This window comes from Neisseria sp. (assembly GCF_041804105.1).
In the GTDB taxonomy this organism is placed as follows: domain Bacteria; phylum Pseudomonadota; class Gammaproteobacteria; order Burkholderiales; family Neisseriaceae; genus Neisseria.
The window spans coordinates 19,386-30,217 of the sequence record NZ_JBHCJY010000101.1; the positions used below are offsets into that span (position 1 = coordinate 19,386).

A 10,832-nucleotide genomic window follows, 5' to 3' on the forward strand; every position below is an offset into this window, starting at 1 on the left:
GTTTTTCAGACGGCGTTGAACGGGGCGGTTGTACGGTTTACCGTTGTTGCGGTGCGGTGTGCAGCGGTACTGCCGTGCGTCGGGTTGGTCGGAACGGTTGCTGCGGCGTATGGGTTTCACCGGCCGGCGCGGTGCGGAAAGGGTGTGTTCAGACGGCCTGCACGCTGCGGTACGGCGGGGCTGCGGAGACAGAGGCCGTCTGAAAACGAATCTGCGCCATGCGCTTAGTCGTTGGCATCGTCGTCGAACGCGGTATCGGATTTGGTGTCGCCTTTCGCGCCGATGGCGGCTTTGAGCATGGCGATGTCGCTGGGGGCCTGTTCTTCGTTGAGAATGCGGACTTCGCGTTGCGGAAAGGGGAACTCGATGCCGTGTTCGTTGAACTGTTTCCAGATGTCGAGCAAAACGGCGGAGAGCAGGGCGGCGAAACCGTTTTCGGGGTCTTTTACCCAGAAGCTCAGGCGCAGGTCGATGCCGTTTTCGCCGAAGTTGGTGATGACGGCCAAAGGCGACGGGTTGGAGGCGATGCGGGGTTGGCCTGCGGCGGCGGCTTTGAGGATGTCCAATGCCTTGACCAAATCGGTGTGGTAGGCCACCTGGATGTTGACGAACTGCATCAGTTCTTTGCCGGTGTAGCTTTCGTTGATGACGGTGGAGGTGACGAAGGTTTCGTTGGGAATCAGCGCTTCCGTGCCGTTGGCGTTTTGCAGCACCACGAAACGGGAGGTGATTTTGGTAACGTAGCCCGTGAAGTCGTTGACCGTCAGGCGGTCGTTCATGCGGATGGAGCGGTCGCCGAGGATGATGAAGCCGGAAATGTAGTTGCTCGCGACTTTCTGCAAACCGAAGCCGATGCCCACGCCCAACGCGCCGCCGAACACGGACAAGACGGTCAGGTCGATGCCCACCAGCGGCAGCGCAATCAGCACGGCCAGCACCATCATCACCGTTTTGGCGAGCTTGGAGAGAATCATGCTCAGGTTGGGGTCGAGGCTGCTGTGTTCCAGTTTTTCCGAAATGTAGCGTGCCAGCCACAGGGCGAACACCATCATCACGGCCACCCAAATCAGGCCGGTGGTGATGGTGTAGAGGTTCAGTTTGGTCGAGCCGACGGAAAAGCCGATGGATTTCATGCCGTTGATGATGATGTCGTCGATGCCCGAAATCCACAGTAAGAACGCAATCCACAAGCCCCACGAGAGCCAGCGTTCGAGCCGGTCGGTAAAGCGGTGGACGGGCAGGGCGGAATGCACCACCGCCAAAACCAGCCGGATAATCATCATCCAGCGCGCGGCCATCGCCAGCAGGTGCAACCACACCGCATTGTGGCTGCTGAAGCTGCTCCAGCAGTAAAGCGCAGCCACCGCGCCGAGCAGCATCAGAAACGGCCACAGCAGGCGCGATGCGATGTGCCGCACAATCCGTTTGGCGGAAGAAAGCGGCGTTTTGCTTTTGTGCACCGCTTTCAGATGGCGTTTGATGAGAAAGCCCGACAACCAGAACGCCGCAGCCATAATGGCGATGCAGATGCCCAGCTCCACCCAGCCTTCGGGACGGTTGAAACTGCGTTCGAGCAGGTTGGACGTAAACTGCTGGCGGGCAAAAAGCTGCGAGGCAAACTGGTTGAGGCCGTCTGAAAGCGCGGTGGCGGAAAAGAGGGTGGAGTCGTTCATGGACAAATATCCGGTGCGTTTGGCGGAACCGCATTATAGCCAATCGGGTTGTTTTCCGATACACGGCGGCGGCCTTCGGACGGGCAGGGTGTTCGGACGGCGCGGGCATCCGACGGCTTTGAACGGGCCGTCTGAAAAACGGCGCAGATGTACGGTTGCGGGTGTACCTGCGATTGGCCGGAGTCCGCCGTCGGCAAACGGCAGTTCGGCAAACGGATTCGCCTGTCTGCAATGGGTTTTCAGACGGCATCGGCGGTCTGCCCGCCCTTGCCGACGGCACATGTTCAGGCCGTGTCCGCAAAACGTTCCGCCGCAAGCGGTTCGCGCCCGAGCAGCGCGGCGAAGCCTGCCGTATCCGCACACGAACCTTCTTCCAGCAGTTTGAAACTCGACAGGCTGACGATGCCGTCTGAAAGCAGGTTGGCCAACGGCAGCACGGGCCTGATCAAACTCAGCGGAACCGGAACAACGCGCAGCGGCGGTTTGCGGTGCAGGGTTTCGCGCAGCAGCGACAGATATTGCGCGAGCGTTACGCGCCGTCCGCCCGCCATATCGACCGCCGTGCCGTGCGGCAGCGGAGTTTCCGCCATCACGGCCAAACCTTCCGCCACTTCGTTCACGTGCACGGGCTGCAAATCGAAGCGTCCGCCCGCAGGCAGCGCGAGCACGGGCAGGCGGGCGAGTTTGATGAACAGTTCGCAGCTCGTGCCGCCGCGCCCGTACACCACCGACGGACGGGCGGTGTTGACATGCAGGCCGCTGCCGCACACGACTTCGTCGCCGCGCCCTTTGCTGCCGACGAAAGCCACAGGATGCGCGGGGTGCGCGCCCAAAGCGGACAACTGCACCCAGTTGCGGATGCCCGCTTCGGCAGCCAGGCGCGCCAGCAGCGCAGGGGTGTGGTGGTGTACGGTTTCCAAAACGTCGGTGCGGCGGCTCATCACGCCGATGCAGTTCACCACGCAGTCCTGCCCGTGCAGCAAAGCGCGGGCGGCGGCTTCGTCCGGCTGCAAATAGTCGAAATCCCTGCGCGACGGCGTTTTGACCAGATGGTCGCGGGTACGCAGGATGTCGGTAACGCGGCGGCCGATAAAGCCGCTGCCGCCGAAAAGGATGATGTTCATGGTTTGTTCTTTCTAATCATGATGTTTTGAAATCATGGAGCTGTTGCGGCAGCCGTGCCGCATGGTTGGCAAGCCGCAGGGCAGGTTTTTACCGTAAGCAACGTTCGGCATGCGGGTACTTTTTCAGACGGCCTGCCTGGGAGCATCTGCCGCACCGATACGGCAGAAATGTTTGCCTGTTTCGGTGTTGCGGCAGGAGTTTGCCGGTGTGGCGTTATGTGCCGGTATGGGTGGCAGGCGGTGGAAAATACGCTGCGGGCAACTCAGGAGCATTATTGCGGAACACAAACCGATTGTCTGCCGACAGTCGAAGCCGAACCGTCCGTTCCGATGCTGTCGGAGATTTCAGACGGCATCGGAAAACGGCCTGCATCTGTTTGTATTTCAGGCCGTCTGAAAACTATTTGCCCAGTAATGCGGCCAACGGACAGTTTGGTTCCGCTTTTTCGGCGGACGGCGCGGGCAATACGCGTTTGGCGGTCAGCTCGGGGCGGCCGCGTCGAGACGGCGGGCGAGTTCGGGCAGGCGGTTGGACGGTACCCGCGCAAACAGGTGGTGTTCGGCGTGGTAGAGCAGGTTGAAAGTGGCGGCATTGGCCCAGCGGCGGCGTTCGGTGCGGGTGGTGATGCGGCTGCCGTCGGGGCTGTTGTCGCGGTCACGGTGCACCAGACGGCGAAAAAGCCCACCAGCGCGTTGGCGGCAATCATCACGGCAACGTGGTACACCAATACGGGATGCGGCCATGCGGCGGCTGCGGTCAAAATACCCGAAATCAGCAGCATGTCGATGCGGCTGAGACGGCGGGTTTGGTGGTCGCCGTGTACCAATCCCTGCCATTGGGTGCGGACGGAAAACACGCCGCCGAACAATACGGCCTGCCATGCGGGAAGCCGCGCCCAGTTGCCTTCGACATCGTGTTCGCCGAGCGGGTCGCGGTGGTGTTTGCAGGTGGGTGTAGCGGATGGCGTGGGTGCTGCACAGCATGGTTGCGGCGACCAGGAACAGCATGATGCGTATGCCGCGTCTGCCCAAACCGATGCTGTGGTGGTAACAGTCGTGTGCCTGGCGCAGGGCGGCGGTAAAGAAGAAAAACGACATGGCCAGCGCTGGCAGGTACAAGCTTTTGGCGGCGAAATACCATGATGCGGACAGGAAAGGCAGGGAAAGCAGGACGTTGTATGCGGTTTCGCGGCGGCTGAGTGCGAGCAGGTCGCGCCATTCGACGGCGGGTTTGGCAGGGCGGGTCATGGGTTTTTCCTTGTCGGTATCCGGAAGTTTCCGTGTTTTTTCAGACGGCCGGTATGTGCGGGTAAGGCCGTCTGAACATCCTGTTTCGGCAGGTTGCCGAACGGTCTTTTGCGGAAAGGGCAAACGGTAGAGGCGGATTCGGTTTGCCGGTTTGGCTGTTTTTTCAGACGGCCTGTCGGATCGGGCAGGCCGTCTGAACGGGGTTACTGACGGGTTTGGTGGTGGTGCGTCGGCAGGCGGTAGGCCGTCTGCGGGGTGGTGTTGGGGACGGTGGACTGCAAATCCCGAACCTGCCTGCGGACGAGACAGGCAATCAGGAGCAGCAGGCCGACGCCGCCGATCATCGACCAGCGCAGCGAATACAGCAGCACTTCGCCCTGATTTTCCGCAGATTCGGGAACAAACAGCAGCACGAACAGCAAGGGCAGGAACAGCGTCAGCCCGAGATAGAGCCGCTGCCAGAACAGGCCGCTGATTTCCTTGATGCCTTCGCGGTTGTCGTTGCAGAGAAATTCCAGCGCACGGCGCAGCGGTATGCCCAGCAGCAGCCAGCAGGCCGCGCTGACGGCTAAGGCGGATGCGCTCATGGTTAACACGGTTAATGCGTTCATTTTAAAGCTCCTTTTAGGATCGGATAATCGGTGTGCGCGTTCAGACGGCCTGAGCTTACATCGGTTTCATCACCATCAGAAAATACATCACCACGGTGGCGCAGAATGCGGGATAGCCCAGCAGTTCCCACCAAAATTGGTAGCGTTTGTAAGAACTTGGGAGCGAGTTATTCCCCGCGGCATGTGCGGCGGCGGCCTGTTTGGCCATTTTGATTTGCAGCCATACCACGGGCAGCCAGCACGCGCCTGCGAGGGCGTAAAGCGCGAGCGTCCACTTCACCCACAGCCATGCGCCGTCCCATGTGAAGGGCATGCCCATGTAGTGCAGCATCCACAGGCCGGACAGCGGCTGGAAAATCACGGCGGGCGTGGTAAACCACCAGTCGGCCTTCATGACCCATTTCGACACCACGGCCTGCGCCGCAACCGATCCGCTGCGGTTTGCCCAAAACAGGTAGAACGCCGTGCCGAAGCCTGTGCCGACCATCAGCGTGGCGGAAATGATGTGCAGGGTTTTGACGGTAAGGTAAAGGTTCATTTTGTTTTTCCTTTCAATGGTTTACCTGTTCGGTTTTTTCAGACGGCCTGTCCGGTGAAGGCCGTCTGAAAACCGTTTTGCAGGCAGGGTAAAACGGTTTTCGGTGTGAAATATCCGTCGGGATACGGGGTCATGTCGTTCCCGTGAGGCGGGAATGTGTGGACAACCTTCGTTCAAGTTGTTTGACTGCGGTACGGAGCAGACGAAGCTGTGGTCGGTCGTATCTGTTTTGCCGTTTCTTTAAGGCCGGTTCGGTTTGGCGGTTTGTCGGAACAGCCAGAACATCAGAGCCATTACCGGCACGTTTTTCACCAGCGGGGCAAACGGATGCGTCCACATTTCGGGCAAAGTCGCCGCAACAATCACGCTGTACCCCGCCACCGTGGCCCATTGGGCCAGCCAAAACCAAGACCTGTGCCGCAATGCGGTAAAACATCCTATTCCGAAAGCCACGTCCAGCGCGGACGACAATGCAAACACAGGCATCTGCCAGGCCGTCTGAAAACCCACCCGCGCAAGCAGTTCCAAAGATTGTTCGGGAGCCGACAACGCGGGCTGCAAACCGCTCCATAACCATAGTAGGGCGAGCGAATAATGCAGATAACAGGGCAGCGGTTTGTTCATAATTTATCTCCGTTTCGGATTTCGACAGATTCAGGTATCAGACCTATTCCGTCGAAAAACACATGGCGCAGTTGAAAATGCAGACAGGCCGTCTGAACGGAACATACCGTTCGGTTTGCGGGCTGACGGTTACGTGTTTTTATTTTGAAATTTCCAAAATTTCTGTTTAAACAGAAATTAAAAATGAAAAAAATGGCAGATTAAAAATGTCTGCCGGAACGGTGTCCGGTAGATGGGCAAAACGAACGGTCGGGACTCCAAACGGAACTTTGGTTATCGGGTCAGGTAATCCGTTGTGCGCATTGACTGTCGGCGTGATGCATAGTCTTTACCGCGCCGCACCCTTGCCGACGGTTTCGGTATCGTGCACACAAGGCCGTCTGAAACGGCGGATTTCCTTATTTCAACAGCTTTTGGATACTTGCCCCGAGCTTCAAGACTTTCGACATGGTTGACGTCGAGAGCTTCAGCATTTCGTTGGTCCAGCCGGTCAGCGTACCGATGAAATCGCGCGTTTCCACAATCCTTTTTTGAGCCGCTTCATTTTCCTGAGCAAATTCGGGGCTGTTGACCAACTCGTTCAAAAAAGCAAGCGTCGGCTCGATTTCACGCCGCTGCCGCTCTTCCACAATCGCACGGAACAACACCCAAACATCGTCGGACGTAGCGAAATGGTCGCGCCGGTCACCCAAAATGTGTACGGTATGCACCAGCTTCAACCGTTGCAGCTCTTTCAGGCTGGTGCTCACGTTGGAACGGGCGACATTCAGCGTTTCGACGATTTCCTCCGCATTGAGCGGACGTCCGAGAATAAACAACAGCGCGTGGATTTGAGACACCGTGCGGTTCACCCCCCAGCGGGTACCCATTTCGCCCCAGTGCAGGATGAATTTTTCGGTGGTCGGATTCAGTTTCATGATGCCGTTCCTTTTTTGGATGGTTGCAGTTTAATTTTGTCTATAATTTCTGTCAAGACAGAAATTATGGAATTTTATAAACACGGGTGTATGGGTAAATAAATGATGACTTTTATGGGTTCTTTGAGTTATTTGCTATGATTCATTAAATTACAGTACCAACCGGAAATCCAAATGGACCAATCAACCCTTAAAACCGTCAGCAAATTTCTCAGTTATGTTCTTCGCCATCATCCAGAAGCCATCGGCATTACGCTTGACAGGGAAGGTTGGGTGGACATCGGTACGTTGTTGGCGCAGGCGGCGGCACACGGCAGGCGGGTTAATAAATCGCTGTTGCATGAAGTTGTGGCCACCAGTGACAAAAAACGTTTTACGCTGTCTTCAGACGGCCTCAGAATCCGTGCCGCACAAGGTCATTCCACACCGCAGGTTGCGATTGGGTACATGCCGCAGATTCCGCCTGAAACGCTGTACCACGGTACGGCGGAACGGTTTCTCGAATCCATCCGCGAACAGGGTTTGATTGCTGGGCAGAGGCATCATGTTCATCTGTCTGCGACCAAGGAAACCGCCGTACAGGTTGGTCGGCGGCACGGCAAAGCGGTGGTGCTGGCGGTGGACAGCGGTAAAATGCAGCGCGGCGGTTTTGAATTTTATCTGTCCGACAACCAAGTCTGGCTGACGGATCATGTGCCGCCGGAATATCTGCGGGAAGATCGAAGTTGAATGTCAAGGCCGTCTGAAAACCTTTTCAGACGGCCTGTTTGCAGAGTATGATGCGGCATCGATTTGTAAGGAAGCGCCATGAATATCCTCTTTATCGCCGACCCGTTGGCCACATTCAAAACCTATAAAGACACCACTTACGCAATGATGCGCGAAATGGCGGGACGCGGTTGGAAACTGTCGCACACGCTCAGCAGCGGGCTGTCGGTGCGGCACGGTACGGTAACTGCGCAGGCGGCGGCATTTGAATTTACCGGTGCGAAAAGCGATGACGACAAAAACTGGTTTGTTTCCGCCGAGCCGTTTCAGACGGCCCTGAAAGACTTCGATGCCGTAATTATGCGTACCGATCCGCCGTTCGACATGCAGTATCTCTACGCTACCCAACTGCTCACGCTCGCGGCGGAGCAGGGTGCGAAAGTGTTCAACAGCGGGCAGGCCATGCGCGATTTCAACGAAAAACTGGCGATTCTGAATTTCGCCGGATTTACCGCGCCCACGTTGGTTACCACCCGTTCCGCCGACGTGCGCACATTTTTGGCGGAACACGGCGACATCATCGTCAAACCGCTTGACGGCATGGGCGGCATGGGCATTTTCCGCCTGACCGGTTCCGACCCCAACACAGGCAGCATTCTCGAGACCCTGATGCGGCTGGATACCCGCACCATCATGGCGCAGCGCTACATCCCCGAAATCGTGCACGGCGACAAACGCGTTTTGATTATCGGCGGTGAAGTCGTGCCGTTTGCACTCGCCCGCATCCCGCAAAACGGCGAAACGCGCGGCAATCTCGCCGCAGGCGGGCGCGGCGTGGCGCAGGAGCTTTCCGCGCGCGACCGTGAAATCGCCGAAACCCTCGCGCCCGAGTTGAAACGGCGCGGCATCCTGTTGGCCGGTCTCGACATCATCGGCGACTGTCTGACCGAGGTCAACGTAACCAGCCCTACCGGTTTTCAGGAAATCATGAAGCAGAAAGGTTTCGACGTGGCCGCCATGTTTGCGGATGCCGTCAAACAATGGGCAGAGGCCGTCTGAAAATGTACCGCCCCGAACACGAACAGGAAAACTATGCCGCCGCTCAAAAAGGCAAACACGGCATTCGCCGCATCATCAATGCCGCAGGCTATTCCCGCGACGGCTTCTCTGCCGCCTACCGGCACGAAAGCGCGTTCCGCCAAGTGCTTTGGCTGAACGCCGCATTGGTGGTGCTCGCTTTCGTATTGGATTTCGGTAGCGCCGAGCGGATGATGCTGGTTGCCGCATCATTTTTATCGCTGATTGTCGAACTCTTCAACACCGCAATCGAAGCCGCAGTCGACCACACCTCCACCGAAAAGCACGAACTGGCCAAACGCGCCAAAGACGCAGGTTCCGCCGCACAACTCGCCGCCTTGCTGCTCTTGGCGGTACTGTGGCTGACCGCATTATTCGGTTGAGCAAACGTTTGCCCGACCGTTGTTCCCCATATTCCGACAATCCGATACAGGCCGTCTGAACAAGTTTTCAGACGGCCTTATTAAAGAAAGCCCGAACCATGCAGCAGCAAATCATCGAAAAACTCGACACCATCGCCAAAACCGAACCCCTGCATTTCCTCTTGGCTGCCGAAAGCGGCAGCCGCGCATGGGGTTTCGCCTCGCCCGACAGCGATTACGACGTGCGCGCCGTCTACATCAGGCCGCCCGAACACTATCTCTGCATCGACGATCGCAAAGACACCTTCGAATACATCGAAAACCAATGGTTCGACGTGGGCGGCTGGGACATACGCAAAGCCCTGCGCCTGCTGCGCAAAAGCAACGCCGTGCTGCTCGAATGGCTGCGCTCGCCTATTGTCTATACGCAAGACCATGTTTTTATTGAAAAACTCAATGACCTGCTGCCGCAATACGCCCAAGCCGCGCCCTTGCTGCACCACTACCGCGGCATCGCGTCCAACGCATTGAAAGAAATGGATCTAAACGGCGAGATCCGCCTGAAAAAATGGTTTTACGTGATCCGTCCGCTTCTGGCCGCGCAATGGGCGGCAGAGCGTGGCGGCGTACCGCCCATGACGCTGGAACAGCTTGCCGACGGTATGCCGTCTGAAACCCTGTCTGAAATCCGGGATTTGGTCGCGCTGAAAGCGGAAAAAGACGAAAGCTACCGCCACACCCTTTCAGGCAGCCTGCGGCGTTACACGCTGGACTTGGCGGATAAAGTTTCCGTCCTGCAGGCACCTGCGCCGAGAGATGCGGCGACAGAGCCGCTGGATGAACTGTTCAGGGAGACATTGGGACATTTTCCGTATCAGGTTGAAAATAAAAATGCCATTTGAAAAAGTTTTCAGACGGCCTGAGTATACCTCATCACAAAATACCTTAATTACCCTAATGCTATAATTCGCAGCCATTATTAATTTTCATTTTACATGGAGTTTTCATCATGACCGGCATCCAGCAACGAGCAGAATTACAACGCCGCATTTGGCAAATCGCCAACGATGTACGCGGTTCGGTTGACGGTTGGGATTTCAAGCAATATGTTTTAGGCGCGCTGTTTTACCGTTTTATCAGCGAAAACTTCGCCGCCTATATCGAAGGTGGCGATGAAAGCATCGACTATGCTTCTTTTTCTGATGGCGACCCTCGTTTGTCCGCAGAAATTAAAGACGATATGATTAAACAAAAAGGCTATTTTATCTACCCAAGCCAATTGTTTTGCAACATCATGGCTAATGCCAACAACAATGACGACCTCAACACTGATTTAGACAAAATTTTCAAAGCGATTGAAAGCTCTGCCAATGGCTACGAATCTGAGCGTGACATCAAAGGTCTGTTCGCCGATTTCGACACCACATCCAACCGCTTGGGCAACACCGTTGCCGAAAAAAGCAAACGCTTGGCCGCCGTGTTGAAAGGTGTGGCAGATTTGGATTTCGGCAAATTCGAAGACAACCAGATTGACCTGTTCGGTGATGCCTACGAATTTCTGATTTCCAACTACGCCGCCAACGCCGGCAAATCGGGCGGCGAATTCTTCACCCCGCAACACGTTTCCAAACTGATTGCCAAACTCGCCACATATGGGCAAACCCGCATCAACAAAATCTACGACCCCGCCTGCGGCTCGGGCAGCCTGCTGCTGCAAGCCAAAAAGCAGTTTGACGAACACATGATCGAAGAAGGCTTTTTCGGGCAGGAAATCAACCACACCACCTACAACCTCGCCCGCATGAACATGTTTCTGCACAACATCAACTACGATAAATTCCATATCGAATTGGGCGATACCCTGCTCAACCCCAAATTAAAAGACGGCAAACCCTTTGATGCCATCGTATCCAATCCGCCTTATTCCGTGAAATGGATGGGCAGCGACGA

The 10,832-nt window shown here is 56.6% G+C and carries 13 protein-coding genes; 5 read left to right on the forward strand and 8 right to left on the reverse strand.

Annotation, left to right across the window (positions count from 1 at the left end; genetic code table 11):
• Window positions 1–224: 224 nt before the first annotated feature.
• The 8 genes from ACEYDX_RS09215 to ACEYDX_RS09250 all read right to left on the reverse strand — a co-directional run bounded on the left by ACEYDX_RS09215 (window position 225) and on the right by ACEYDX_RS09250 (window position 6,735).
• Window positions 225–1,673 carry a mechanosensitive ion channel family protein gene (locus ACEYDX_RS09215; RefSeq protein WP_373741724.1) on the reverse strand — a complete coding sequence of 483 codons (1,449 nt, stop codon included), beginning with the start codon at window positions 1,671–1,673 and terminating at the stop codon, window positions 225–227.
• Between the two features lie 33 nt (window positions 1,674–1,706).
• Window positions 1,707–1,955, reverse strand: coding sequence for a hypothetical protein (locus ACEYDX_RS09220; protein WP_373741725.1), 249 nt, complete (start codon window positions 1,953–1,955; stop codon window positions 1,707–1,709).
• A gap of 2 nt (window positions 1,956–1,957) precedes the next feature.
• Window positions 1,958–2,797 carry an epimerase gene (locus tag ACEYDX_RS09225; protein WP_373741726.1) on the reverse strand — a complete coding sequence of 280 codons (840 nt, stop codon included), beginning with the start codon at window positions 2,795–2,797 and terminating at the stop codon, window positions 1,958–1,960.
• Between the two features lie 480 nt (window positions 2,798–3,277).
• Window positions 3,278–4,045 (reverse strand): fatty acid desaturase, encoded by a 768-nt coding sequence (locus ACEYDX_RS09230; RefSeq protein WP_373741727.1) that lies wholly within the window; start codon window positions 4,043–4,045, stop codon window positions 3,278–3,280.
• 203 nt (window positions 4,046–4,248) lie between these two features.
• Window positions 4,249–4,656: a hypothetical protein gene (locus tag ACEYDX_RS09235; RefSeq protein WP_373741728.1), complete on the reverse strand. Its 408-nt coding sequence runs from the start codon at window positions 4,654–4,656 to the stop codon at window positions 4,249–4,251.
• 55 nt (window positions 4,657–4,711) lie between these two features.
• Window positions 4,712–5,194, reverse strand: a complete 483-nt coding sequence (locus ACEYDX_RS09240) for a DUF2269 family protein (RefSeq protein ID WP_373741729.1) — start codon at window positions 5,192–5,194, stop codon at window positions 4,712–4,714.
• Window positions 5,195–5,434: 240 nt separating this feature from the next.
• Complete coding sequence (locus ACEYDX_RS09245) at window positions 5,435–5,818, reverse strand: DoxX-like family protein (RefSeq protein ID WP_373741730.1); 384 nt, start codon at window positions 5,816–5,818, stop codon at window positions 5,435–5,437.
• Window positions 5,819–6,216: 398 nt separating this feature from the next.
• A complete protein-coding gene (locus ACEYDX_RS09250) occupies window positions 6,217–6,735 on the reverse strand; it encodes a GbsR/MarR family transcriptional regulator (protein WP_373741731.1) in 519 nt (172 codons plus the stop codon).
• 168 nt (window positions 6,736–6,903) lie between these two features.
• Here ACEYDX_RS09250 and ACEYDX_RS09255 point away from each other — a divergent pair, with 168 nt between their 5' ends.
• The 5 genes from ACEYDX_RS09255 to ACEYDX_RS09275 form a co-directional block, all read left to right on the forward strand.
• Window positions 6,904–7,464: an RNA 2'-phosphotransferase gene (locus tag ACEYDX_RS09255; protein ID WP_373741739.1), complete on the forward strand. Its 561-nt coding sequence runs from the start codon at window positions 6,904–6,906 to the stop codon at window positions 7,462–7,464.
• 78 nt (window positions 7,465–7,542) lie between these two features.
• On the forward strand, window positions 7,543–8,502 hold the full coding sequence (gene gshB, locus ACEYDX_RS09260; protein WP_373741732.1) for a glutathione synthase: 960 nt from the start codon (window positions 7,543–7,545) through the stop codon (window positions 8,500–8,502).
• Between the two features lie 2 nt (window positions 8,503–8,504).
• The gene (locus ACEYDX_RS09265; RefSeq protein ID WP_373741733.1) at window positions 8,505–8,903 is read left to right on the forward strand and encodes a diacylglycerol kinase; all 399 of its coding nucleotides are present in this window, start codon (window positions 8,505–8,507) and stop codon (window positions 8,901–8,903) included.
• 98 nt (window positions 8,904–9,001) lie between these two features.
• Complete coding sequence (locus ACEYDX_RS09270) at window positions 9,002–9,784, forward strand: DNA polymerase beta superfamily protein (protein WP_373741734.1); 783 nt, start codon at window positions 9,002–9,004, stop codon at window positions 9,782–9,784.
• A gap of 107 nt (window positions 9,785–9,891) precedes the next feature.
• On the forward strand, window positions 9,892–10,832 hold a 941-nt coding region (locus ACEYDX_RS09275), incomplete at its 3' end, for a type I restriction-modification system subunit M (RefSeq protein WP_373741735.1).

What these genes read in the sequence shown, in the direction of transcription:
- ACEYDX_RS09235 (WP_373741728.1), bottom strand. Translation starts at nt 4,656, where the DNA reads ATGAACGCATTAACCGTGTTAACCATGAGCGCATCCGCCTTAGCCGTC.
- ACEYDX_RS09220 (WP_373741725.1), bottom strand. Translation starts at nt 1,955, where the DNA reads ATGTGCCGTCGGCAAGGGCGGGCAGACCGCCGATGCCGTCTGAAAACC.
- ACEYDX_RS09250 (WP_373741731.1), bottom strand. Translation starts at nt 6,735, where the DNA reads ATGAAACTGAATCCGACCACCGAAAAATTCATCCTGCACTGGGGCGAA.
- ACEYDX_RS09265 (WP_373741733.1), top strand. Translation starts at nt 8,505, where the DNA reads ATGTACCGCCCCGAACACGAACAGGAAAACTATGCCGCCGCTCAAAAA.
- ACEYDX_RS09230 (WP_373741727.1), bottom strand. Translation starts at nt 4,045, where the DNA reads ATGACCCGCCCTGCCAAACCCGCCGTCGAATGGCGCGACCTGCTCGCA.
- ACEYDX_RS09270 (WP_373741734.1), top strand. Translation starts at nt 9,002, where the DNA reads ATGCAGCAGCAAATCATCGAAAAACTCGACACCATCGCCAAAACCGAA.
- ACEYDX_RS09245 (WP_373741730.1), bottom strand. Translation starts at nt 5,818, where the DNA reads ATGAACAAACCGCTGCCCTGTTATCTGCATTATTCGCTCGCCCTACTA.
- ACEYDX_RS09225 (WP_373741726.1), bottom strand. Translation starts at nt 2,797, where the DNA reads ATGAACATCATCCTTTTCGGCGGCAGCGGCTTTATCGGCCGCCGCGTT.
- ACEYDX_RS09240 (WP_373741729.1), bottom strand. Translation starts at nt 5,194, where the DNA reads ATGAACCTTTACCTTACCGTCAAAACCCTGCACATCATTTCCGCCACG.
- ACEYDX_RS09215 (WP_373741724.1), bottom strand. Translation starts at nt 1,673, where the DNA reads ATGAACGACTCCACCCTCTTTTCCGCCACCGCGCTTTCAGACGGCCTC.
- gshB (WP_373741732.1), top strand. Translation starts at nt 7,543, where the DNA reads ATGAATATCCTCTTTATCGCCGACCCGTTGGCCACATTCAAAACCTAT.